Origin of the sequence: Natronolimnohabitans sp. A-GB9, from assembly GCF_030848565.1 — an archaeon.
In the GTDB taxonomy this organism is placed as follows: Archaea; Halobacteriota; Halobacteria; order Halobacteriales; family Natrialbaceae; genus Natronolimnohabitans.
Window position 1 is genome coordinate 264,104 of record NZ_JAVDDV010000002.1, and the last position, 22,938, is coordinate 287,041.

Genomic DNA, 22,938 nt, shown 5'->3' on the forward strand with positions numbered 1-22,938 from the left:
TCGGCCGTGAAACGAACCGCAAACGGTGACCGAAATGGAGAGCGACGAACTCACCGAGACCCTCGAGGACGCGGGACTCTCACCGTATCAGGCCGACGCGTTCGTGACGCTGCTCGAACTCGGCTCCGCGTCGGCGACGGACGTCGCACAGGCCAGTTCGGTTCCGGATCCGCGCATCTACGACGTACTCCGGGGACTCGAGGACCAAGGCTACATCGAGACGTACGAACAGGACAGCCTCCATGCCCGGGCCCACGATCCGGCGGAAGTGCTCGCGGACCTGCGCTCGCGGGCGGATCGGTTCCAGACCGCGGCCGACGAGATCGAGGATCGGTGGAGCCGACCGGACATCGAGGAACACAAGGTGAGCATCGTCAAGCGGCTCGATACGGTGCTCGACCAGGCCGAGGAGTCGATTCGATCCGCCACGAACCAGGTCCAGATCGGACTGACACCCGCACAGTTCGACGAGCTCGCGGACGCCCTCGAGACAGCCCGTGAGAACGGCGCCGACGTCAAGGTCTGTCTGGTCCCGTCGGTCGACACCGAAATGGATCTCCCCTCGGCGGACGCGCTCGCCCGTGCCTGTACGGAAGCGCGACACCGGAGCGTTCCGTCGCCGTTTCTGGCGCTGATCGACCGCTCCCGGACGTGTTTCGCGCCCCACGGCGAGTCGACCAACGAGTACGGCGTCATCGTCAACGATCGAACCCACGCGTACGTCTTCAACTGGTACTTCCAGACCTGTCTCTGGGAGGTCCAGGAGACGATCCACTCGAACCGACGTGACGAGCCGCCGATTACGTACGTCGACCTCCGGCGTTGTCTCAGGGACGTCGAACCCCTCCTCGAGGAGGGTGCGACGATCGAGATGACGATCGACGCCCTCGAAACCGACTCCGGCCGAGAGGTGACCCGACGGGGAACGATCGCCGACGTCACGTACGCCGGCGTCTCCACCGACGACGAACGGATCACGCCGCTGTCCCAGCTCGCAGGCAAGGCCTCGCTCACGCTCGAGACCGGCGACGAGCGCTACACTGTCGGCGGCTGGGGAGCGATGCTCGAGGACCTCGAAGCGACCCGACTCACGATCGAGTCGATCGACTGAGACGGACCGTTGTACTGACGGATAGCGATCCGTACGACGGCGCTCTCGAATTTATTTTCGACGCGACATTTCGGAGAGCCGTATCTGTGGCGTAGCGATCCGGAAAGCAGCTGAGAGAGTAGCGAGGAGTGAACAGACACGGTTTTCGGAGATAATATCTCTAGTTAACAACGGCTGTTGTACTACACCATCAGGTATAAATAGTAATAACAATCATTGTACTTTATATGGGTGACAAGACTTCACAAGCAACTGACCGAATCGACGCGAACGTCTCGCGACGGACGTTCGTCAAAGCAGCCGGAGCGACCGGCGCGGCGACCGGTCTCGCCGGCTGTATCTACGGAGAAACCGATGCCGACGGCGTCGTCTGGGGGTTCGATCCGGACGCGTCCGCCGACGTCGGCGACGAGATCAAGGACCTGTTCTACGACGCCGGGCTGGACGAGGATATCGAGTTCCAGTTCCAGGCTGGTGACGAGGACACCGGTGCCCGCCGGGACAACTACACGAACATCCTCGAGGCGGGTGAGACCCAACCGGACCTGTTCCTGATGGACAACGGCTGGGTGAACGTCTTCATCCAGCGCGGCCACGCTGCCAACCTGAGCGATGAACTCGACGACGACGAACTCGAGCGCATCGACGAGGAGTACTTCGAGCAGTTCACGGAGACGGCACGCGACCCGGAGACGGGCGATCTGTACGGTGTTCCGCTGTTCCCGGACTTCGCGACGATGCAGTACCGCAAGGACTTCGCGCGCGAGGCCGGCTACGACGACGAGGACTTCGAGGAGTGGGCGACCGAGCCCATGACCTGGGAGGAGTGGGCGGAGATCACCGAAGACATCGTCGACAGCTCCGAGGCCGACTACGGACTGGCCTCGCAGTTCGACGTCTACGAGGGCACCGCCTGCTGTTCCTGGAACGAGGTCATGACCTCCTGGGGCGGGGCCTACTTCGGCGGCGAGGAGAACCTGTTCGGGCCCGTCGGCGACCGACCGGTAACGATCGACGAGGACGAGTTCGTCGACGCCTTGCGGATGCTCCGGACGTTCGTCGCCGACGAACACGACGAGGACACGCTCGAGGAGTATCCGACCGGACTCATGTCGACCGAGGTCACCTCCATGATAGAACAGGGCGCACTCGACGCGGTTGCCAACGGGAACGCCGTCATGCAGCGAAACTGGCCGTTCGCCATCACGGCGATGGGCGAGGACCTCGGCACCGACGACTACGGCGTCATGCCGATGCCGTATGCAGTCTCCGAAGACGAGGCCGCTCAGCCGGGCGCCGGCGGCACGACCTCCGCACTCGGCGGCTGGCACATCGTCCTCAACCCCAACGCCGAGAACAAGGAAGCGGCACTCGAGATCATCCGAACGGCGATGACCGACGAGGTCAACCTCGGCCTGCTCGATATCTGGGGCTGGCTTCCGCCCAAGCCGGAGCTATTCGAGTCCCAGGAGGCCGAGGAGATGGAGATCATCGGCGAGTACATGGAAACCCTACGCATCGCCGGCGAGAACGCCATGCCGCGGCCGGTGACCGACGTCTGGTCGAATCAGGCTAGCTACATCGCCGAGGAGGTAAACGGCGCGATCTCCGGCGACAAGTCGCCGGACGACGCGGCCGCCGACTTACAAGAAAGTCTCGAAGACATCGAAGACAGATAACAGATGAGCACCGAAGAGCAGCTGCCCGGCCAGGTCACTCGGTCAGAGCGGTCCGGCCCGGTCGTCACAGCCACGCGCTGGATGGAGAATCTCGGCGAGACGGGTTTTGCGTACCTCCTGTTGACGCCCGTGTTCCTCCTGTTGGGAACGATCGCGTTGTACCCGCTGTTGCGGACCTTCGAGATGTCGCTGTACCAGAACATTCTCGCTGCGACGGAGTCGGAGTTCGTCGGGCTCGAGAACTACGTCGCGCTCTTTACCGGCGGGGCGGACACGGCACTCCCGGGAACCACCACGTTCCTGCCCGGACTCGAGACCAGCGGGAGTTTCCCCTTCGTTCACGTCGAGGGGCTGTTGCGAAGCGCGCTCGTGGTGACGCTGATTTTCACCCTCGTGAGCGTCTTCTTCGAGACGATCATTGGCTTCGGCCAGGCGCTGGTACTCGACCAGGAGTTTCGCGGACGCCGACTCGTTCGTGTCGCGGTCATCATCCCGTGGGCCGTGCCGATCGTCATCCAGGGAATGATGTTCTATCTGATGTTCAATCCACAGACCGGGTTCTTGACCGAGTACCTCGCAAACCTCGGACTCGTCGCGGGCACGAACACGTTCAACGACCCGCTCAGTTCGCTGGTCATCATCACCATCGCGGACATCTGGAAGACGTCGGCGTTCATGGCGTTGCTGATCCTCGCCGGCCTCCAGAGTATCGACCGGAACCTGTACGAAGTCGCCCGCGTCGCCGGCGCCTCCCGCTGGCAGCAGTTCAAGCTGATCACGTTCCCGCTTGTCCTCCCGACGCTCGGGATCGCGATCCTCTTCCGGACGATCGACGCGATGCGCGTCTACGGGTTGATCGACGCGACCGCCGGCTGTACCACCGTCCCGTCGCTGTCGTGTATGGTCGTCGAAACGTTCAACCAGAGCCGCGGGCTCGCCTCCGCGATCGCGTTCGTGACGGCGGGACTCATCGGGATCGCCGTCTCGATCGTCATCTACCAGCAGTACAAGGAGGGGTTCTGAGATGGCTGGCAACGAACACGACCACGAGAAGACCACCATCGAGGGCGGCCCCCTCGAGCGATGGACCCGCGGCGTCATCACCGAGCCGGAAAAGCGCAATCGCCTCTACCGGGCGCTGTTTTACGTCGCCACGGGTTTTTTCCTCGTGACGACGCTGTTCCCGTTCTACTGGCTGCTGGTGCTGGCGGTGACGCCGAACAGTCAGATCCTCCAGGGCGACTGGGAGATCTCGATCGGGGTGCTCCCCTTCGACATCCCGCTGCCGACCCCACAGGAGTTCAACGTCTACGCCTTCGTCGAGGTGTTCCAGGAGATTCCGTTCCACCTCTACGTGTTCAACAGCTTCGTGCTCGCGACCGTGACGACGATCATCGTCCTGATGATCGCGAGCCTCGCCGGCTACGTGTTCGGTCGCCTCGAGTTCCCGGGCCGTGGCCCGCTCATGCTCGCGGTGTTGATGATCTCGTACTTCCCCCCGGCGGCGTTTCTGATTCCGCTGTTCGACGCGTTCCTCGGGAACGCCGTCGTGGTCCCGTTCCTTGGGATCGAGCTGTTCGAAGCGCCGCGGCTGGTGAACACGCCGGGATCGATGATCATGCCGTTTAGCGCGCTGTTCCTGCCGCTTGCCATCTTCATCCTCACGACGTTCTACGCGCAGATTCCGGACGGTCTCGAGGACGCCGCCCGCGTCGAGGGGACCACGCGGCTTGGCGCGCTGTTTCGGGTCATCATGCCGCTGTCTGCACCCGGCGTTGCGACCGCAGCGGTGCTTACGTTCATCGCGGTCTACAACGAGTACTTCTTCAGCTCGATCATGGCGCTTGGCAACGAGCCCCACCAGTGGTCGCCGCTGGTCGGCGGGATCCTCAGCTACCAGGACCAGTATACGACCGAGTTCAACCTGATGGCGGCCGCGAGCATCGTCGGGGTCATCCCCGTCGTGATCATCGTGGTCGTCGCCCAGGAGAAGATCGTCAGCGGACTCACCGCAGGAGCGCTCAAAGAGTAGCTACCAATCGATTTCCACTCACAACATATGGCACGAGTAACACTCGACAACGTCACGAAACGCTACAACGACGTCGTTGCAGTCGACGACATGAACCTCGAGATCGAGGACGGCGAATTCATCTGTCTCGTCGGTCCCTCGGGGTGTGGGAAGTCGACGACGATGGAGACAGTCGCTGGACTGACCAAACCGACGAGCGGAACGATTCACATCGGAGACACCGAGGTCACGAACCTCCCACCGAAAGACCGCGGGGTCGCGATGGTCTTCCAGAACATCGCGCTGTTCCCCCACATGGACGTCTACGACAACATCTCGTTTGGGCTCCGCCTCCGGGACTTCGACACAGACGAGATCGATCGTCGCGTTGAGGAGGCAGCCGAGGTCGTCCAGCTCCAGGGCATGCTCGATCGGATGCCCGACGAGCTCTCCGGCGGCCAACAACAGCGGGTCGCGATCGCCCGCGCGATCGTCCGCGAGCCCGCGGTCTTCCTGATGGACGAGCCGCTTGCGAACCTAGACGCCAAACTCCGGGTCCACATGCGGACGGAACTCCAGCGGCTCCACAAACAACTCGACACGACGATCATCTACGTCACCCACGACCAGGCCGAGGCGATGACGATGAGCGATCGGATCGCCGTCGTCAACGACGGCCAGCTCCAGCAGATCGATCCGCCGCTGGTCTGTTACAACGAGCCAGCGAACCTGTTCGTCGCGGGCTTTATCGGATCGCCATCGATGAATTTCGTCGAAGGCGAACTGACCACAGACGGCCTCGAGACCGAATACTTCGACCTCGAGTTCGACGTCGACGACCTCGACGCCGCGCCCGGAGACACCGTCACGATGGGGATCCGGCCCGAAGACATCTACCCGGCCACACAGGCCGAGTCGCTCGCGACGGCGTCGTCGACGGTCGACGCGACGTCGGACGTCCTCGAGCCGATGGGCGACGAGATCTTCGTCTATCTGGCACTCGACGACGCAAACGAGGAGACGATGTCCGACGAGGGTGCCTCGAGGGCCTCGAATCAGTTGCTGATGAGCGTCGATCCCGACTCACGGATCGAGGCAGATGACGCGGTCAGCGTCGCCTTCGACCGATCGAAACTCCACCTGTTCGATACGGCCTCGGGGGAGGCGATCACCCACGGGGTCGAAGCGGAGCCGTCGGCGAAGCGAGCGAGCGCGACGGCCGAGGCCGACTCGGGGGGCCAACATGAGTGACCTCGTTCCGATCGTCTACTACGGCGGCGCGACGGTCCTGTTTTTCTTCTGGATCTACGGGATCGTCTCGTTCGCACTCGACGTCAAGAACAAGTTCGTCCCCGCACTGAAGCAGTATCGCCACAACCGAGCGAAACGCAAACGACGCCAACAACAAGAAGATGAGCGAGCCGAGAAAGAAGAGCAGTTGTACTGATCGCCGAACCGCCGTTCGACGAACGGGATCGATCGATCGACGACCGATGGAGGTGCGATAACCGTGCCGTCGACGCCCGTTCGAACCGGTATCGTCGGCCTCGGGAACATCGGCCACCACCACGTCGAACGCCTCGTCGAGCAGAACGCGACGCTCGTCGGGGGGATGGACGTCTCGGCCGAGGCGCGCCAACAGTTCGCACGCCGGTACGACGTCGACGTTTACGAGGACCACCACGCGCTCTACGACGACGTCGACGCGGTCATCATCACCACGCCAAACCGGTTCCACGAGGAGTACGCCATCGACGCCTTCGAGCGTAACATCCACGTCCTCTTGGAGAAGCCGCTTGCCCACACCGTCGAGAGCGCCGAGCGGATCGCCGCCACCGCGGCCGACTCCGACGGCGTCTGTATGGTTGGGTTCAACAACCGGTTCTTAAACGCCGTGAAGCTGATCACGGACCGCATCGAGCGCGGCGAACTCGGCGACATAACACACATCGAGGCCAACTACGTGCGTCGCCGGGGTGTCCCGGGCCGTGGCTCGTGGTTTACGCGTCGCGAGATTTCCGGCGGCGGCGCGCTCATCGACCTCGGCGTCCACGCCATCGACCTCTCGCTGTACCTGCTTGGCTACCCCGATGCCGAGGAGGTCTCGGGGATCACCCGTTCCGAGTTCGGCTCCCGCGAGGACTATACCTACCTCGAGATGTGGGGTGAAGACGCCGGGCCCGAAGCGTTCGACGTCGACGATTCGGCCAGCGCGTTCATCCGGTGTGCCGGCGACCGAACGGTCAGCCTCGAGGTCGCGTGGGCGACGAACCGACCGCCGACCCACGAGTTCGTCGTCCGCGGAACCGAAGCCGCCGCCACGTTCGACCTCCTCTCGGGCGACCTCTCGATCCACTCGGCGAGTGCGGACGGCACCGACCACCTGGCGGATACGACCATCGAGACTCGAGAGAACGACACCCACGCCGACGAGCAGGCGGCGTTTTTCGACGCGATCGCCGAGGGCGGGGACGCCGGCTCCAGCGTCGCGGAGGCGCTGACCGTCCAGCGAATCGTCGACGGTATCTACCGCTCGAGCGAGACGGGACGGGCAGTTACGCTCGACGGCGCTGGCAAACACTGAGTACACGGCTCCGCTCTATTTTTACTATCAAAGATAGAAATTTATTTCTCTGCGGGAACGCTACCGGTTCGCATGGAGATCGGAGTTCACACGCCACCGTTAGCGGACGAATCGCTCGAGGGGGCACTCACGTACCTCTCGGACATCGGTGTCGACGCGATCGAACCGGGCGTCGGCGGCCATCCTGGCGACGACCACCTCGTCCGTCGGGAGTATCTCGACGACGAAGATGCACAGGCGGAGTTACACGCGCTCCTCGAGGAGTACGAGATGCGGATCAGCGCGCTGGCGACGCACAACAACCCGCTCCATCCCGACGAAGAACGCGCAGAGACGGCCGATACCGAACTTCGTGAAGCGATCCAGCTCGCCGCCCAACTCGAGGTAGGGACGGTCACCTGTTTCTCGGGGCTGCCCGCCGGCGGCCCCGACGACGACGTCCCGAACTGGATCACTGCCCCCTGGCCGCCCGAACACGACGACGCCCTCGAGTACCAGTGGGACGTCGCCGTCGACTACTGGGGGGATCTCGCGGAGTACGCCGACGACCACGGCGTCGACCTCGCCATCGAGATGCACCCGAACATGCTGGTCTACGAACCCCACGGCATGGCCCGCCTTCGTGAGGAGACCAACGAGCGAGTCGGCGCGAACTTCGATCCCTCCCACCTCTACTGGCAGGGGATCTCGATCACCGACGCGATCCGTTATCTCGGCGAACGCGACGCGATTCATCACGTCCACGCCAAAGATACGAAGGTCTACGAGGAACAGGCCCGCGAGAAAGGCGTCCTCGATACGACCGCTTACGACGACGAGCCCAACCGCTCGTGGCTCTTCCGGTCGGTCGGCTACGGCCACGGCGAAGACCACTGGAAAGACGTCGTCTCGACGCTTCGAATGGTCGGCTACGACGGCGCTCTGAGCATCGAACACGAAGACTCCCTCACCAGCTCCCGGGAAGGACTCGAAAAGGCCGTCGAACTCCTCGAGCGGGCCCTCTTCCGAGAGCAGCCCGGCGAGGCCTACTGGGCCGAGTGATACTGTCGGACAGCAGTCAGTGACCCGTCGGTCGCGAATTCGCGGCCGTCACCGTCGGCGACGGCCGCAGTAGTGCGACCGACCGGTGAATAGTGCTGTCTGACGGTATGACCGACCGCGCGACCGGTCACAGGTCCGCGTCGGATGACACAAACCTCTAACTACACCTATTGTGAATGAATACGCATGACGCTCGAAGTCGGCGTGCTCGGCTATCGATTCATGGGACAGGCTCACGCAAACGCCATGGCGCGACTTCCGATGTTCTTCCCGGACGCGCCCGACGTCGAACGGGCCGTCTTGGTCGGCCGCAACGAGGACGAACTCGCCGATGCGGCCGACCGATTCGGCTTCGAATCGACGGCGACCGACTGGGCCGACGTCGTCGACGACGTCGACGTCTTCTACAACCTCGGACCGAACCACATCCACGCCGAGCCCTCGATCGCTGCCCTCGGGGCCGGAACGCCGGTTTTCTGTGAGAAGCCGCTGGCACCGACCCTCGAAGATGCGGAGGCGATGGCGACGGCGGCCCGCGAGGCCGGCGACGACGTCCCCGCCGGCTGTGCCTTCAACTACCGGTTCGTCCCGGCGATTCAGTACGCCAAGCAGCTGCTCGACGAGGGCGAACTCGGCGAGATCCGCCACGTCCGTGGCCGGTACCTCCAGGACTGGCTTGTCGATCCCGAGGCGCCGTGGTCGTGGCGTCTCGACGAAGAACTGGCCGGCTCGGGCGTACTCGGCGACCTCGGTGCGCACACGGTCGACCTGCTGCGGTTTCTCGTCGGCGACGACGATATCGCGGGCGGGATGGAACGCGTCAGCGGCCACCTGCAGACGTTCGTCGACGAACGTCCCGTGGAGGGAAGCGACGGCGAGACTCGAGCCGTGACCGTCGACGACGCCTACTCGGCCCAGCTCGAGTTCGAAAACGGCGCGATGGGTACACTCGAGGCCTCTCGCTTCGCGACCGGCCACAAGAACGATCACACGATCGAGATCCACGGCTCGGAGGGCAGTCTGCGGTTCTCGCTCGAGCGGCTGAACGAACTCGAACTGCACCGTGACGGCGATCGTGGCTACGAGACGGTTCTGGTGACCGACGAAGACGACCCCTACGTCGATCACTGGTGGCCACCGGGCCACGTACTCGGCTGGGAGCATACGTTCGTCCACGAGAACTACGAGTTCCTGAGCGCAGTCGAGTCGGGAAGCGAATTCGCGCCGAGCTTCCAGGATGGGCTGGCCGCCCAGCGCGTCCTCGCAGCGATCGAGAAGAGCGACGCTCGCGGCGAGTGGGTCACGATCGAGTAGCGACGCAGCGACTCACGTCTTTCGACCGTCACCGGTCACGAGTCGGGACAACGACGGCTCGAGGACAGTTGTGCTGAAGCCCGGGCGGGGGCGGGAACCCGCCCTGGGGTGAGAGACATGAGCTAACTCGAAGCGGGGGCGAGTCCACTTCCGAGCGATCCGGGCACGAACGCACGCAATCGGCTGGTCAGCGCGTCGTGGTGTCGGTGGAGCGTGTACCCGGCGGGGCCTTCCGTCCCCGCATCCGGAACAATGCAGGTTCCACCCATTGTTATGCAGGTACTTGGAGTAGCGTAGACAGTTCAAACCATTCACAGGCACTGGATAATGCGATTACAGCGTCGTCTTTGATCGATTTTGGGTCACCCTTCCAGAAGAGCTACTGGTACTGTCAGACGCCAGTACAACGTCGGTCACGAATTCGCGACCGATCGTCGAATCGTGCTGTCCGACAGTATCAGCAGTCCGTATCAGTCGTTGCTATCGTCTCGTCCGGTCGAAGCGAGGATCTGACCTGGACGAGCGACTGTCAGTGGAACCGACACGCAGGCCTGCCCACGACGCCCGTAGAGGGATACGGCTGGGGGCCATGCTACCGAGCCATGCACGACACCCCCGAGGAACCGCTACGGATCGGAATCGTCGGGCTGGGATATATCGGCACGACCGTCGGCGAACAGTTCCACCGCCACGCGGACGCGACGGTCCGGGCACTGTGCGATCTCGATACCGAGGGACTAACAGCGGTCGGCTCCCGGTTCGACGTCCCGTCGGAGCGGCGCTACACCGAGTACACGACGATGCTCGAGGACGAGCCGCTCGACGCGGTGCTCGTCGGAACACCGCATACGCTCCACTACGAGCAGGTCGTTGCAGCCCTCGAGAGAGGGTGTCACGTCTACTGTGACAAGCCGTTGACGACCGACCTCGAGCGGGCACGCGACCTCACCGAGCGCGCACAACGGTCCGACGAGACACTGATGGTCGGCTACCAGCGACACCTCCAGACGGCGTTTCGGACCGCAAGAGAGCGGTTCGCCGACGAGGCGCCAAACTGGGTGACTGCATCGATCACCCAGGACTGGATCGACGACTCACAGGGGACCTGGCGACTCGATCCGGAGCTCTCCGGGGGTGGATTCCTCTACGATACCGGCAGTCACGTCCTCGACGGCGTGCTCTGGACGACCGGTCTCGAGCCCGAATCCGTCACGGCGAGCATGGACTTTCACGACGACGACGAGCGGATCGATCACCGCGCCCACCTCGACGTTCGGTTCACAAACGGCGCGACCGGCACGTTCTCGTTTTACGGCGACGCCCCATCGGTCCGCGAACACGTCCACTGCTGGGACGACGACGGCGCCGTCTACCTCGAGGGACGCCAGTGGGGATCGCGGAAACTGACGGAGATCGACGCCGATGCGGGCGAGTACGACCCGTACATCGACGTCCGTACCGAGCAGACGCGAGCCGACGCCTTCCTCGAGAGCGTCCGATCGGGTGCCGACCCACCGGCGACCGCTCGCGATGCCCTCCGGGTGACGGCCCTGACGGAGGCGGCATACGAGGCCGCCCGAACCGGGACTCGAATCGACGTTCCACGAGCAGAGTAATCCGGCTCGAACCGCTTCGAGAAGTGACCCGATACTCGATGAAAACGACGCCCGGAAACCGGTTTATCGGCAACTACTACAGAACGCCCGATAGAGAGCGACCCCGCCGACGTCTTGCGATTATACGGCCGTTACTCCGCTCGAGCCACCGGATCGTGTCAACAGTTCACTCGCTACTCGAGCGACACGACGAAAACGTCTCGAACGGCGGGTAAGAAACCCATAGTTGATCACCGCTTTCGGTTACAAGCCGGATAACTACAACTGGTCCGGGATATCGATCCAGTATGATCACCTGCAGTAACTGCGAGACCGCCCAATTCCTGCAGATAACACAGAGCCGGGTCTACTTCGAAGACGGCGAGATGATAAACGAGATCTCAGAGACCTACGAGTGTACGCTCTGTGGCGCGACCGGCCAGTACGTCTACGACGAAGATCGAGACACCGAGACCGTCACCGGCGATGTCGAGCTCACGACCGAACGGCCGAAGTTCGCCTGATCCTCCGGCGTCCACTCTCGACGGCAGCATCGCCCCCGGCCCGTCTCGATCCGTATCGCTGTCGCGGTCTTCGATTTCACTCGAGTTCATCAGCAGTTACGCCAGCCGCACCTCTCAGAGACGGCAATTGTGCGGTTCGGAACCGTTCACGTGGCTTCGTCTTCGTTCCGGTCGACGGGACGATCCGCTTCGTGTCGACTGCCGACCCCGAGCTCCTCGAGTCCATCCGCTTCTCGATGCCGGACGTCTTTGTGCTGACGGCGGGTGATCGCCGTCTGCCTGCGTTCGACGTCCCACTCCTCGAAGAGGCCGTACTCGTTCATCGTCTCCATACCGGCGATCGCGGCCGTGAGTTTGAGCCCGACCAGCGGGATCCCCGCGACCGAGACGATCACGTCCGCGCGGAGGACGGCGCCGTCCCGGAGCACCACGTCGAGTACGTCGACGAGCGTCTCCTCGTTCTTTTTCGGCATCATGGCTGGATCTGCGTGTCCGTCGGTTCCTCGTCGCCACCCAGTTCCGGCGCGAAGGTGTACGGCGGCCACGGACCCGTAAATCGGACCTCGAACCCGTCGTTGTCCGCGACGTCGTCTAGCACCGAGCCGACGGCACCCTCGTCGTCCTCGTGGGCGAGCAGGGTCAGTCGACACAGCGTTTCGCCGTCGTCCTCGCTTCCACCCGTCACCTCCTCGGCCAGCGACGCACTCGGTGACCGCTCGAGAGCGTGGACCTCGCGGGCGTGGTCGTCGAGCCGGGTCCGCAGATCGCTCGTGATCGACTCACGGCGGGCCGCCCGCAGTTCGGTCAGTCGCTGGTCGAACTTCTTCTCCAGCAGGAACGAGGTTCCCTCGCCGGCGTCGTCGATCCGATCGGCCAGCTTCTGGAGGCGTTCGTCGTGCTCGACCAGCGCCTCGTCGTCGATCGGATCGATCTCGACGACCTCGACGCGATACTCCCAGTGGCCAGCCAGCTCGGACAGCGCTCGCTCGAGCATGTCCGATTCCTCGCTGAGCCACTCGCGGACACCTGTGTCGTCGCCCTGGAGGATCGTGTCGAACTGGAACGGGATCGGCGTGCCGAAGGCCTCGCCGGCCTCGTCGACGACCGTCTGATGGCGGACGAGCCAGCGTCTGATCTGTGCGAGATCAGCCGAGTCGTAGATCCCGTCGGTCTCGTGGACGACGGCACCGATCCCGTCCTCGACGACGACCGAAACGGGTTCCCCGTCGACGCCGGTCGTCTCGAGGGCTGCGTTCGCCGTGTCCTCGTCGTCGACGCGGACGATACAGTAGAGGTATCGTCCCTCCTCGAACTCGGGGAGGTCGAGGTCGGCCTCCTCGACGGCCGCTTCGATCTCTTCGAGATCTTCGAGCGAGTCGACGTCCTCGAGATCCTCGAGATCGTTTGCGCGCTCGGAACTCACTGCTCCTCACCCCCAAACACGGAGTAGCCGGGCTTGTCGATGGCCTGGGGGTCGCCCTGGAGCTGCTCGATCGCGTCGTTGACCAGCCCATCCAGGTCGCCGCGAAGATCGTCGACGCCCTCCTCGATCCCCTCGTCTTCCTTGAGCTGTTCGATCTCTGCCTCGATCGACGCGAGCTGGCTACCGAGGCGCTCTATCTCCTCGTCGGAGAGATTCCCCGACTCCATGCGTCGGACCGCCTCACGCTCGAGTGCGTCGATCAGGATCTCGACGACGGTGATGACGAGGGTAACGAGCCCCTGTCGTGCATCCTCGCCGTCGCCGACGTCGATCGATTTCATGCGTCGTTGCCCTCCGTCGCGGTCTCATCGGATTCGTCCGACTCGTCCGACGGCTCGTCGCTCTCGGTATCGCTCTCGTCGTCATCGTCGCTGAGCAGGTCGAACCCGCCGCTGGTCGGCTGGTCCGGGTCGGGACGTGCACCGACGTGTGCCGTTCCTCGCTCGGGCATCTCGTAGCTGGCGTCGTTCCCGCCGTCGCTCGAGGCCTCGCCGCTCGTTTCAGCGTCGCTCTCGCCGTCCGAACCGTCCTCGTAGGCCTCGTCTGGAGTCACGTTGACGCTCCGTGTCGGATCGATCGCCGGCCGCGGGCGCTCCATCTCTGCGATTTCCGGATCGTCGACCGCCGCAGCGACCCGGCGCATGTCGGTTCCCTCGGGGAACTCGAGGCCGTACTTCGCGGCGGTCTCGAAGGAGGCGATGGCGGCCCGTACCTGGACACCGAGCAGCTGCGTGTCGCCGATCGAGACGGCGATGTCGGCGTTGATGACGATCCCCTTGTCGAGTAACATTTCGACGACCTCGGCGAGGTCGGCCTTCTGGCGGCTCGGCTGGAAGTCATCGACCATCGCACTCACCTCCGCTCTGGCCGCTTCGGACGGCGATATCGGTCGGCTGGCTCACCTCGAGTCGTCGGCGCTGTGTTCGCTCAGTCATGGTTTTGCCTCCGTTTTTCCCGCTCGATCTCGAACCGACGGCCGTAGATGCGCTTTCGGGTGGGTGCCGTCGAGAGTTTGACCTGCTGTGGCACCGTGGAGTGACGGACGCCACTGCCGAGATCGCCCCGCTCGGTCGGGATCGTCGCCGCCGCGGTCGGATTCCGCGAGTTCGTGCTGGTGTCCTGGCGGCGCATCTTCTCGCGGTTTTTCTCGTAGAGTCGCTCGAACTTCTCGTGGGTCTCGAGCAACGCCCAGCGGAAGGCGTCGATGCCTTTCATCGCCTGTTGCTGGATGGCGACCTGATAGGCCTCGGGATCGCTCTCGACGTCGATATCGCCGAGTACTTGGGAGGGCTCGACGTCTACGTCGTCCAGTTCGTCGAGCAGGTCGCCATCGCCGTCGACGACTCCGTCCTCACCAACCAGTCCGTCGTCCTCGTCGCGGACCGTGTCGGCGGCCTCCTCGATCATACTCGCATCCTCGCCGTCGTCGGCCAGGTCGTCGACGGCGTCCTCGAGTTCACGTTTCTGTTGCCAGAGCGCGCCCATATCGGCCGCATTCCACGCGTTCAACAGGTTGATCGCCCGGAACAGCTGCGTGAAATCGACGAGATCGGTCACGCCGGTGTCCTCGTCGGTCAGTACGTCGGGAATCTCGCCGGCTTCGATCGCGGCGAGGAGTTCGTCGCCCTCGACGGCCTCCGGTAGGTCACTGAAGTCGACGGTCTCGAGCAGTTCTTTGGTCTCTTGAACGACCCGCACGAGCGTGTCGACATCACCCAGTACCGACTCGAGCGTATCGTCGTCGAGGTCGTCGATTCGCTCGACGCCCCCGAGACACTCCTCGACGTTCTCGAGACAGTCCTCGGCCTCGTCGAGCAGGGCATCGAAATCCTCCCCGCCGGTCGTCGTGTCACTCATCGTCGTCCTCCGTCTCGCTCATCGAGTTCGCGTTCGCCGTCTCGCCGTCCCCGGCCGAAGCCGGTTCGATGCGGACGGTAAGAACGCCGTTTTTGATCGACGCGTCGGCGTTGCGGTCGCGCCAGGGGACGTCGATCCGGTCGAGTTCGCTGCCGGAGACGGCGACGACGAGCGTCGAATCGTCGAAGCCGACGGTGACGTCGTCCGGGTCGGTCCCGGCGACGTCGGCAGTGACCAGCAGTTCCGTCTCGTCCCGGCGGACCGTCAGATGATGATCGGACGAGGGTGGCGATCGACGTCTCCTAGAGCGCGATCGGTCGCGGTCCCGCCGGCGCCGATCCCGACCGTCGTCGCCGCCAGCAGGACCTCGTTCGAACCGCGATCCGTCGCCGAGGTCCTCGCCCGAGCGGATCGAGATGTCGTAATCGAGGACCGTCCGATCGCTCCGGCGACGCCCCGACAACGAGTCGCCGCCCTCGAGCGATTCGAGGGCCGACAGCAGACTCGAGAGCCAATGACCACCATCGTCGCCGCGGTCGTCAGCGGCGCCGGTCCGTGGGCCGGTATCGGGGCCGACACGGCCGCTCGGGCGCCCCTCGGACGGATCACGATCGGTCGTTTCTCCGTCGTCCGACGGCTCGGGATCGTCAGTCGACACCTCGTCCGACGTGTCGTCTGCCGAGTCCGCGTCGTCGGCTACGTCAGGATCGTCGATCGGGACGTCGGTTCGCTTCTCGTCTCCGTCGTCGTACTCGTCGCTCGATTCGTCGCGTCGGTCGTCGGGCGTGTGATCGTCAGTTGGCATCAGGATTTCACCTCCACGCGGCCGCTGGTGAGTCGCTCGTGGACGTCGCGGGCGATCTCGATCTCCTCCTCTAGCTCGGCCTTTCGCTCGCGGTACTCCGCTTCGGAGCGCTCGCCGAGTTCGTACAGCAACTGGTTCTCCTTGAGTTCGTCCTCGAGGGCGTCGATGTCGTACATCTCGTTCAACGCCATCGTGTGCAGCGTGTCGACGATGCCGACGAAAGGACGAACGAGGAGATCGTCGAGGATGAACATGGTTATCGCTGGGCGCCGATCTTGACGTCGACGAAGCTGTACGGTGCGAACGGCCCGGTGTATCGGAACATGAGATCGTCGTACTCGTCTTCGAGGTCGACGACCGCTTCGTCGAAGGCCTCGCGGTCGTCGCGGTCGACGAGATAGGATCGGTTGAGGACGAGCCGATCGCTGAACATGTCGTTGGGGACGGACTGGGCGGCGATGGGTTCGAGGCGATCGGCGACGGCCTCCTCGATCACGTCGTCGACGTCGGCGTCTTCCTCGCGGACGACTTTGAGTCCGAGTTCGATCCGGCCGTCGATGTCGTTCATTGCGCGCCGGAACGCCGGTCTGGCGCCACGGAGGACGTTCTTCAGCGCTCGATCGCTCTCGAAGGCCATCCCGAACTGCATGGGAACGATCGTCCGCCCGCCGTCCCGATCCATGATCTCCCGGAGCACGTCGTCGTGTCGCTGTGCGTCCTCGTCGGTCTCTTCGGGATCTGTGGTATCGATGTCGGAGACGACGGCGTTGAGCCGTCGATGCGAGACCGTATAGACCCGGTCCGCGCCGCCGACGGCGTCGGTTTCGAACTCGACGGGTTCGTCGGCCATGACGCCGTAGACGTACCGGTTCGTCATCGGTCGATCACCCGCCGATCGAACGGCGTAGTCGTCGCTGCTCGTGCCCGCAAACGCGGGCCCGGTTCCTCGGCAGTGGTCTCGAGATGGATCGATCGGACGGATATCATGGGAACGGGAATCGAGTACCCACACGGAAGCGGTCGGATTCGGCGTCAGCGATCGTCTCCAGCGGGTACTCGAGGAACTCGTCGTGATGGATTCGGGCGCCCGACGGGTGATGGTGGTGCTTGCAGGCGCAGCCCAGACGACGGAAGCGGTCTCGAGACGGCGGCTTGCAGTCGCAGCGCCAGCCGTGTTACGAGGCAAGATGCAATCCACCTGTGTATGGCACCAACATCAGGTCGGCGACCCGACTCCTCGAGTCTCGCGGAGGTACTGGACCGCATCCTCGACAAGGGTGTCGTCATCGACGTCTGGGCGCGTATCTCAGTCGTCGGGATCGAACTCCTGACGATCGAAGCCCGCGTCGTCGTCGCCTCCGTCGACACCTTCCTGCACTACGCGGAGGAGATCGCAAAAATTGAGCAAGCCACCGCAGAGGGCGACCTCGAAGAGCTAGAGGAGCTCGAGGTCGAACCACGTCCGGAATCGTCACCCAGGTCCGCCACTGAATAACCCTCCATGGCCGACGATTCTTCGCGCAAGCGCAAGGTCAGAGGTCGGAAAATCAGAAGCGACCGTTCCATGAAGGAAGGACGGCGCGCGAAGAAAGAACTGGCCCGCAAGGCGCCGGCGAGGGAACGAAACGGCGACAGTCCGCTCTCCGATCCCGAGGACGTCGTCCCCGAGCCGTTCGTCGAGACCGACGCCGTCGCCACGCTTCGGCGGCGGATCACTGGCTGGCTCGAGGCGGACCAGCCGGTTCACCTGATCGGTCCGACGGGCTGTGGGAAGACGGCGCTTGCGCTGTCGGCGGCCGCTCAGCGAGATCGGCCGGTCGTCTGGCTGAACGGTGACGAGGCCGTCGACACGGCCGCGCTCGTCGGCGATCACGCCGGCGGCGAGCGCTACACGGAGGACGATCGATTCGTCAGCGGCGTCAGCAAGCAGACCGAGATCGTCCGCGAGCGCTGGGTCGACAACCCGCTGTCGGTCGCCGTTCGGGAGGGCGCGACGCTCGTCTACAACGAGTTCTCGCGCAGCGACCCCGCCGCCCACAACGTCTTGCTCTCGGTGTTCGAGGAAGGCGTCTTAGAGCGGCCGGGGAAACGCGGCGCGGATCGCACGATCGACGTTCGCCCGGAGTTCCGGGCGATCCTGACTTCGAACGACGTCGAGTACGCTGGCGTCCACCGCCAGCAGGACGCGCTGCTCGATCGGTTCGTCGGCGTCCACGTCGACTACTACGACGCAGAGACCGAACGCGAGATCGTCAAGTCCCACGTCGATCTGGCCGACGCGGACGTCGAGCGGATCGTCGAGGTGATGCGATCGCTGCGCGACGAACTCGATCTCGTCGTCGGCACGCGGGCCGCCATCACGGCGGCGAAGGGACTGGCCGTCTTCGCCGGCAACGGCGAGAACGGCGAGTTCAGCGACGAGTTACTCGCGGACGTCTTCATGGACGTCCTCGTGCCGAAGATCGCCGGCGAGGGACCGGAGGACGTCTCGCAGCTACGAACGCGGATCGCCGAGTCGCTCTGACTCGATTCGATCCCCGTGCAAAGCGGCGCCACGATCAGGAGAAGCAGCGACAACCGACGAGGACACGAGCCAATGGCCGAAGCCGATACGGAAGAGACGGAGCAAGCCCAAGAGCAGTGCAAGGCACTGACAGAGGACGGAGAGCGCTGCTCGCGGCCGGCTCAGGACGGCGACTTCTGCTACCAACATGACGAGAGTGATCCAACCGTGAGTGACAGTCAAACAGTCGAAGACGAACAGGACGAACAACAGGAAACCGAGGGAGCCGGCGGAAGCCAGTCACAGACCCAAAGCGAAGAGCTCGGAACGGTCGATATGACCGCCGAAGAGAAGACCGACCCCGAGTCGGTCGACGCGGAAGCCGACACCGACCACGACGAAATCGCGGGCGTCCTCGCGGTTCGGCGAACCGTCCAGTCGACGGCCGGCGAACTCATCGGCCGCGAGTTCGACGCCGTCAGCGAGATCGCGCCGACCGACGACGGCTGGCGCGCGGTCGTCGAGGTCGTCGAACGGCGGGCCGTTCCCGATACCCAGGACATCATCGGCCGCTACGAGATCGAACTCGACGAGGACGCGACCGTCCACGGCTACCGACGACTCGACCGCTACCGACGCGGAGACACGCAGGCATTCGAATAGCACTCGATCGCACGATGACTGTGCGATCGGTGTGCATTACCGTTCATACGATCACCTGTAGGCATACTGTTGGACAGCACTATTCGACGATCGTCAGAGACGGGTCGGCGCTATAGTTCTGTACCGCACTCCGGACAAACGAGTGTAAAGCCATCGTCGGCCGGAACTGCTTTCATGTTGTCATGTCCGCACTCGGGGCATTCCTGGGCGACGCGAACGTCCTCGCTGTCGCGAGGTGCACCCATGGCATACGCCACTAATTCGCCGTTCGATGCGTTCTCGCCCGTCTGGAACTCACCCGGTGCGAACCGGATCGCTTCACCTTCGCCGACGGTGATCTCGTCGTCTACCGTTTCGAATTTCGCTTCCCCCTCGACGATGAGGAATACCTCTTCCTGATCCATGTGGGTGTGAACCATCTTCGAGAACTTCTCGCCGGGCTCGAGCCGGAAATAATTAATCGAGAAGTCGCTCGTCCCGAGGTGATCCGACAGCCCACGAACATCGACGTCTCGTCCAAACGCACCCGGTTCGACATCGTCAACAGAGACTTTCTCCATACGTGGAACGAAGGGCCGTCGCGTGAAATATCTATATATTGCGCTAATGGGACAAGTGGACACGACAGTACACTGGCGGACAGCAGTCCGGAACCGAACGAGCCGGCAATCCGGACAATCTCCGGACAACCGACGAAACAGCGGGCGCGAAAAGCGGTATTGACTTTCAGTGGCTACGATAACGAGCTGGGCTTCTCGATCCGTACGAAAGGGGCTCCGCGAGCGAGTCCTCGGTCTCATAGGGATTATCGTAGGAGTCCATAGTTTCTCCCCGACGAACGGTGACACGGCATCGACAGACGGGCGTTAGATTCTGCGGTTGGCTACGATAATCCCTATCAGCTGTAGTAGGCGTGTTCCGCCTCTCGAAGTCGACGTTACGAGCCAAGACCTGTCGACGATTCGGACCGATCGCGGCCGATCCAGCAAGCTATTTCCGCATCCGACGGCGCGGTTCGTGTATGGATCCGGCGCTTGGCCCTCCCGCAGAGATGGCCGAGAAACGCGACGAGCTGACGCCGATGATGGCGCAGTACCACGATCTCTGTAACCGCTACGACGACGCGATCGTCCTCTTTCAGGTCGGCGACTTCTACGAGACCTTCTGTGGCGCCGCCGAACGCACCGCGCGGCTGCTCGAGATCACCCTGACCAGCCGCGAGGATTCGACCGGCGAGTATCCGATGGCCGGGATTCCGATCGACAACGCCGAGTCGTACATCGAGGAGTTGCTCGAGGCCGGCTACCGGGTCGCCGTCGCCGACCAGGTCGAAGAGCCCGGCGAGACCTCGGGTGTCGTCGAGCGTGCGGTCACGCGGGTGATCACGCCCGGCACGCTCACCGAGGACGAACTGCTCGCCGGCGACGACAACAACTTCGTCGCGGCGCTGGCCCGGAACGGCGACTCGCTGGGACTTGCCCTACTCGACGTCTCGACCGGCGATTTCCTCGCGACGAGTTCGACGTCGGAATCGGCGATCGAGGACGAAGTGAGTCGCTTCGCTCCCTCGGAGGCCGTCGTCGGTCCCGACGCGCCCACCGATCCCGTCCCCGACGACTGTATGGTCACGCCGTTCGACGCCCGCGCGTTCGATCGCGAGCGGGCCGGCGAGAAGCTCTCGGCGTACTTCCGAAACCGCGACACCTTGCTCGCCAGCGACGCCGAAATCCGAGCCTGTGGGGCCTTGCTCGCCTACGCGGAGTACGTCCGTGGCGGCGAACACGAGGGCGAGCGCGGCGATGGGAGCGACCGAGATGGGGACGACGGCGTCGACCTCGAGGGGCCGACCGAACGTCTCGAGTACATCACACGACTCACCCGATACGACCCCCGCAAGTACCTGCTGTTGGACGCCGTCGCCCTGCGGAGCCTCGAGTTGTTCGAGCCACGGTCGGTCCACGGCCGGGACGAGGCGACGCTCGTCGGCGTCCTCGACGAGACGGCAAGCGCTCTCGGCGGCCGAAAACTCAGGGACTGGCTCCGCCGGCCGCTGCTCGATCCCAGCCGGATCGAGGCGCGCCACGACGCGGTCGCGGAGCTGAAACGAAGCGTCCGGGAACGAGAGCGACTTCACGAACTGCTACGGGACGTTTACGATCTGGAGCGGCTGATCGGACGGATCTCCCGCGAACGCGCCAACGCGCGAGACCTGCGATCGCTGCGGGACACGCTGGCGGTCGTCCCTGATATCCGCGAGCAACTCGCCGACGCCGACTGCGACCGGCTGTGTGAACTCCACGAGCGACTCGATCCGCTCGCTGACGTCCGCGAGCTGATCGACGACGCGATCGTCACCGACCCACCGATCGAGATCACCGAGGGTGGGATCATCGCCGAGGGGTACGACGACGACCTCGACGAACTCCGACGAACCGCACGCGACGGTGAGCAATGGATCGACGACCTCGAGCAGCGAGAGCGCGAACGGACCGGAGTCGACTCGCTGAAGGTCGGACACAACTCGGTCCACGGCTACTACATCGAGGTGACGAACCCCAACCTCGATGCGGTCCCGGAGAACTACCAGCGCCGGCAGACGCTGAAAAACTCCGAGCGGTTCGTCACACCGGCGTTGAAAGAGCGCGAGGACGAGATCGTCGGCGCAAAGCAGCGTGCGGACGAACGCGAGTACGAACTGTTCCGCGAAGTCCGACGCGAGATCGCCAAGGACGTCGAGCGCGTCCAGGCTCTCGCCGACGCGGTCGCGACCCTGGACGCGCTCGTCTCGCTTGCGACCGTCGCCGCCCAGTACGATTACTGTCGACCCGAGATCCTCGAGCGCGACGGCCGGGACGGACTCGAGATCGATATCGAGGGCGGTCGCCACCCCGTCGTCGAACGGACCCAGGAGTCGTTCGTTCCGAACGACGCCCGACTGACGAACGACCGCCGAGTAGCGGTGATCACGGGTCCGAACATGTCGGGGAAGTCGACGTACATGCGCCAGGTCGCCCAGATCGTCCTGCTCGCACAGGTCGGCAGCTTCGTCCCGGCGACGACGGCGCGACTCACCCCCGTCGGTCGGATCTTTACCCGCGTCGGCGCAAGCGACGACATCGCAGGCGGCCGCTCGACCTTTATGGTCGAGATGGACGAACTCGCGACGATCCTGCGTGAGGCCGACGAGCACTCACTCGTGTTATTAGACGAGGTCGGCCGCGGGACGTCGACGGCCGACGGCCTCGCCATCGCCCAGGCGATCACCGAACACGTTCACGACGAGGTCGGCGCGACGACGCTCTTTGCGACCCACCACCATCCGCTGACGGAACTGGCGGCGGACCTCGAGGCCGCCTTCACGCTTCACTTCGAGGTCGAACAGACCGACGGCGAGGTCGTCTTCCATCACGAGATCGCCCCCGGTGCGGCGACGGGCTCCTACGGCGTCGAGGTCGCGACGGCTGCGGGGGTTCCCGAGACCGTCGTCGAACGCTCTCGCGAACTGGTCGCCGAGGCGGCCGACGACGATCGGACACTCGAGGGAGCGACCGACTCACCACCTTCGTCTGCTGACGAGACGTCCCCGTCACAGGCGACTGCCGACGGCGGAGACGTGCCGACCGACGTCGCCGCCGAACTCCGAGGGCTCGACCTCGCCCACCTCACGCCCGTCGAGGCGCTGACGGAACTCGATCGGCTGAAACGGATGATCGAGGAGTAGCCAACGGGACTTCGAACTCGAGTGTCCTTACCCCGTCTCCCTCGAGA

24 protein-coding genes are annotated in these 22,938 nt (G+C 64.1%); 15 read left to right on the forward strand and 9 right to left on the reverse strand.

Features of this window, described 5'->3' with window-relative positions; all coding sequences use genetic code 11:
- Positions 1–34 precede the first annotated feature (34 nt).
- The 11 genes from RBH26_RS03780 (at position 35) to RBH26_RS03830 (ending at position 11,859) form a co-directional block, all read left to right on the forward strand.
- Positions 35–1,111 (forward strand): TrmB family transcriptional regulator, encoded by a 1,077-nt coding sequence (locus tag RBH26_RS03780; protein ID WP_306756651.1) that lies wholly within the window; start codon positions 35–37, stop codon positions 1,109–1,111.
- A gap of 227 nt (positions 1,112–1,338) precedes the next feature.
- Entirely contained in the window at positions 1,339–2,790 is a 1,452-nt protein-coding gene (locus RBH26_RS03785; RefSeq protein ID WP_306756652.1) for an extracellular solute-binding protein, read from the forward strand.
- A 3-nt stretch (positions 2,791–2,793) separates the two neighbouring features.
- Positions 2,794–3,813: a sugar ABC transporter permease gene (locus tag RBH26_RS03790; RefSeq protein ID WP_306756654.1), complete on the forward strand. Its 1,020-nt coding sequence runs from the start codon at positions 2,794–2,796 to the stop codon at positions 3,811–3,813.
- Between the two features lies 1 nt (position 3,814).
- Positions 3,815–4,822, forward strand: coding sequence for a carbohydrate ABC transporter permease (locus tag RBH26_RS03795; RefSeq protein WP_306756655.1), 1,008 nt, complete (start codon positions 3,815–3,817; stop codon positions 4,820–4,822).
- 27 nt (positions 4,823–4,849) lie between these two features.
- Complete coding sequence (locus RBH26_RS03800; protein ID WP_306756656.1) at positions 4,850–6,052, forward strand: ABC transporter ATP-binding protein; 1,203 nt, start codon at positions 4,850–4,852, stop codon at positions 6,050–6,052.
- Positions 6,045–6,248, forward strand: a complete 204-nt coding sequence (locus tag RBH26_RS03805; protein ID WP_306756657.1) for a hypothetical protein — start codon at positions 6,045–6,047, stop codon at positions 6,246–6,248. Before RBH26_RS03800 ends, RBH26_RS03805 begins: the two co-directional genes overlap by 8 nt.
- A gap of 57 nt (positions 6,249–6,305) precedes the next feature.
- Positions 6,306–7,385, forward strand: coding sequence for a Gfo/Idh/MocA family oxidoreductase (locus RBH26_RS03810; protein WP_306756949.1), 1,080 nt, complete (start codon positions 6,306–6,308; stop codon positions 7,383–7,385).
- 72 nt (positions 7,386–7,457) lie between these two features.
- Positions 7,458–8,426, forward strand: coding sequence for a sugar phosphate isomerase/epimerase (locus RBH26_RS03815; RefSeq protein ID WP_306756658.1), 969 nt, complete (start codon positions 7,458–7,460; stop codon positions 8,424–8,426).
- Positions 8,427–8,612: 186 nt separating this feature from the next.
- Positions 8,613–9,740 (forward strand): Gfo/Idh/MocA family oxidoreductase, encoded by a 1,128-nt coding sequence (locus tag RBH26_RS03820; protein ID WP_306756660.1) that lies wholly within the window; start codon positions 8,613–8,615, stop codon positions 9,738–9,740.
- A gap of 602 nt (positions 9,741–10,342) precedes the next feature.
- On the forward strand, positions 10,343–11,356 hold the full coding sequence (locus RBH26_RS03825; protein WP_306756661.1) for a Gfo/Idh/MocA family oxidoreductase: 1,014 nt from the start codon (positions 10,343–10,345) through the stop codon (positions 11,354–11,356).
- A gap of 287 nt (positions 11,357–11,643) precedes the next feature.
- Complete coding sequence (locus RBH26_RS03830; RefSeq protein WP_306756662.1) at positions 11,644–11,859, forward strand: hypothetical protein; 216 nt, start codon at positions 11,644–11,646, stop codon at positions 11,857–11,859.
- A gap of 146 nt (positions 11,860–12,005) precedes the next feature.
- Here the strand turns inward: RBH26_RS03830 and RBH26_RS03835 are convergent, their stop codons facing one another.
- The 8 genes from RBH26_RS03835 to RBH26_RS03870 all read right to left on the reverse strand — a co-directional run bounded on the left by RBH26_RS03835 (position 12,006) and on the right by RBH26_RS03870 (position 16,881).
- A complete protein-coding gene (locus tag RBH26_RS03835) occupies positions 12,006–12,335 on the reverse strand; it encodes a gas vesicle protein (protein WP_306756663.1) in 330 nt (109 codons plus the stop codon).
- A complete protein-coding gene (gvpL, locus tag RBH26_RS03840) occupies positions 12,332–13,282 on the reverse strand; it encodes a gas vesicle protein GvpL (RefSeq protein ID WP_306756665.1) in 951 nt (316 codons plus the stop codon). The genes RBH26_RS03835 and gvpL overlap by 4 nt, the downstream gene beginning before the upstream one ends.
- Positions 13,279–13,623 (reverse strand): gas vesicle protein K, encoded by a 345-nt coding sequence (locus RBH26_RS03845; protein ID WP_306756666.1) that lies wholly within the window; start codon positions 13,621–13,623, stop codon positions 13,279–13,281. Before RBH26_RS03845 ends, gvpL begins: the two co-directional genes overlap by 4 nt.
- A complete protein-coding gene (locus RBH26_RS03850) occupies positions 13,620–14,189 on the reverse strand; it encodes a gas vesicle protein (protein WP_306756667.1) in 570 nt (189 codons plus the stop codon). The genes RBH26_RS03845 and RBH26_RS03850 overlap by 4 nt, the downstream gene beginning before the upstream one ends.
- Positions 14,190–14,269: 80 nt before the next feature.
- A complete protein-coding gene (locus tag RBH26_RS03855) occupies positions 14,270–15,199 on the reverse strand; it encodes a hypothetical protein (protein ID WP_306756669.1) in 930 nt (309 codons plus the stop codon).
- Complete coding sequence (locus RBH26_RS03860) at positions 15,192–15,857, reverse strand: Hsp20/alpha crystallin family protein (RefSeq protein ID WP_306756950.1); 666 nt, start codon at positions 15,855–15,857, stop codon at positions 15,192–15,194. The genes RBH26_RS03855 and RBH26_RS03860 overlap by 8 nt, the downstream gene beginning before the upstream one ends.
- A 146-nt stretch (positions 15,858–16,003) precedes the next feature.
- Complete coding sequence (gene gvpF / locus RBH26_RS03865; RefSeq protein ID WP_306756671.1) at positions 16,004–16,258, reverse strand: gas vesicle protein GvpF; 255 nt, start codon at positions 16,256–16,258, stop codon at positions 16,004–16,006.
- Positions 16,259–16,260: 2 nt separating this feature from the next.
- Positions 16,261–16,881, reverse strand: a complete 621-nt coding sequence (locus RBH26_RS03870; protein ID WP_306756672.1) for a GvpL/GvpF family gas vesicle protein — start codon at positions 16,879–16,881, stop codon at positions 16,261–16,263.
- Positions 16,882–17,208: 327 nt separating this feature from the next.
- Here RBH26_RS03870 and gvpA point away from each other — a divergent pair, with 327 nt between their 5' ends.
- From gvpA to gvpO, 3 genes are all read left to right on the forward strand, one after another.
- Positions 17,209–17,499, forward strand: coding sequence for a gas vesicle structural protein GvpA (gene gvpA, locus RBH26_RS03875; RefSeq protein WP_306756674.1), 291 nt, complete (start codon positions 17,209–17,211; stop codon positions 17,497–17,499).
- A gap of 6 nt (positions 17,500–17,505) precedes the next feature.
- Entirely contained in the window at positions 17,506–18,528 is a 1,023-nt protein-coding gene (gene gvpN, locus RBH26_RS03880) for a gas vesicle protein GvpN (RefSeq protein ID WP_306756676.1), read from the forward strand.
- A 72-nt stretch (positions 18,529–18,600) separates the two neighbouring features.
- A complete protein-coding gene (gvpO, locus tag RBH26_RS03885; protein WP_007260763.1) occupies positions 18,601–19,170 on the forward strand; it encodes a gas vesicle protein GvpO, halophile-type in 570 nt (189 codons plus the stop codon).
- A gap of 110 nt (positions 19,171–19,280) precedes the next feature.
- Here gvpO and RBH26_RS03890 read toward each other — a convergent pair whose 3' ends face one another.
- Positions 19,281–19,730 (reverse strand): cupin domain-containing protein, encoded by a 450-nt coding sequence (locus RBH26_RS03890; RefSeq protein WP_306756678.1) that lies wholly within the window; start codon positions 19,728–19,730, stop codon positions 19,281–19,283.
- A 461-nt stretch (positions 19,731–20,191) separates the two neighbouring features.
- Here RBH26_RS03890 and mutS point away from each other — a divergent pair, with 461 nt between their 5' ends.
- Positions 20,192–22,891, forward strand: coding sequence for a DNA mismatch repair protein MutS (mutS, locus tag RBH26_RS03895; protein WP_306756679.1), 2,700 nt, complete (start codon positions 20,192–20,194; stop codon positions 22,889–22,891).
- Positions 22,892–22,938 lie beyond the last annotated feature (47 nt).

Bases quoted from the DNA above. Each gene is read 5' to 3' on its own strand.
- RBH26_RS03780 (WP_306756651.1), top strand. From the start codon at position 35: ATGGAGAGCGACGAACTCACCGAGACCCTCGAGGACGCGGGACTCTCA.
- RBH26_RS03785 (WP_306756652.1), top strand. From the start codon at position 1,339: ATGGGTGACAAGACTTCACAAGCAACTGACCGAATCGACGCGAACGTC.
- RBH26_RS03790 (WP_306756654.1), top strand. From the start codon at position 2,794: ATGAGCACCGAAGAGCAGCTGCCCGGCCAGGTCACTCGGTCAGAGCGG.
- RBH26_RS03795 (WP_306756655.1), top strand. From the start codon at position 3,815: ATGGCTGGCAACGAACACGACCACGAGAAGACCACCATCGAGGGCGGC.
- RBH26_RS03800 (WP_306756656.1), top strand. From the start codon at position 4,850: ATGGCACGAGTAACACTCGACAACGTCACGAAACGCTACAACGACGTC.
- RBH26_RS03805 (WP_306756657.1), top strand. From the start codon at position 6,045: ATGAGTGACCTCGTTCCGATCGTCTACTACGGCGGCGCGACGGTCCTG.
- RBH26_RS03815 (WP_306756658.1), top strand. From the start codon at position 7,458: ATGGAGATCGGAGTTCACACGCCACCGTTAGCGGACGAATCGCTCGAG.
- RBH26_RS03820 (WP_306756660.1), top strand. From the start codon at position 8,613: ATGACGCTCGAAGTCGGCGTGCTCGGCTATCGATTCATGGGACAGGCT.
- RBH26_RS03825 (WP_306756661.1), top strand. From the start codon at position 10,343: ATGCACGACACCCCCGAGGAACCGCTACGGATCGGAATCGTCGGGCTG.
- RBH26_RS03830 (WP_306756662.1), top strand. From the start codon at position 11,644: ATGATCACCTGCAGTAACTGCGAGACCGCCCAATTCCTGCAGATAACA.
- RBH26_RS03835 (WP_306756663.1), bottom strand. From the start codon at position 12,335: ATGATGCCGAAAAAGAACGAGGAGACGCTCGTCGACGTACTCGACGTG.
- RBH26_RS03845 (WP_306756666.1), bottom strand. From the start codon at position 13,623: ATGAAATCGATCGACGTCGGCGACGGCGAGGATGCACGACAGGGGCTC.
- RBH26_RS03850 (WP_306756667.1), bottom strand. From the start codon at position 14,189: ATGGTCGATGACTTCCAGCCGAGCCGCCAGAAGGCCGACCTCGCCGAG.
- RBH26_RS03855 (WP_306756669.1), bottom strand. From the start codon at position 15,199: ATGAGTGACACGACGACCGGCGGGGAGGATTTCGATGCCCTGCTCGAC.
- gvpF (WP_306756671.1), bottom strand. From the start codon at position 16,258: ATGTTCATCCTCGACGATCTCCTCGTTCGTCCTTTCGTCGGCATCGTC.
- RBH26_RS03870 (WP_306756672.1), bottom strand. From the start codon at position 16,881: ATGACGAACCGGTACGTCTACGGCGTCATGGCCGACGAACCCGTCGAG.
- gvpA (WP_306756674.1), top strand. From the start codon at position 17,209: ATGGCACCAACATCAGGTCGGCGACCCGACTCCTCGAGTCTCGCGGAG.
- gvpN (WP_306756676.1), top strand. From the start codon at position 17,506: ATGGCCGACGATTCTTCGCGCAAGCGCAAGGTCAGAGGTCGGAAAATC.
- gvpO (WP_007260763.1), top strand. From the start codon at position 18,601: ATGGCCGAAGCCGATACGGAAGAGACGGAGCAAGCCCAAGAGCAGTGC.
- RBH26_RS03890 (WP_306756678.1), bottom strand. From the start codon at position 19,730: ATGGAGAAAGTCTCTGTTGACGATGTCGAACCGGGTGCGTTTGGACGA.
- mutS (WP_306756679.1), top strand. From the start codon at position 20,192: ATGGATCCGGCGCTTGGCCCTCCCGCAGAGATGGCCGAGAAACGCGAC.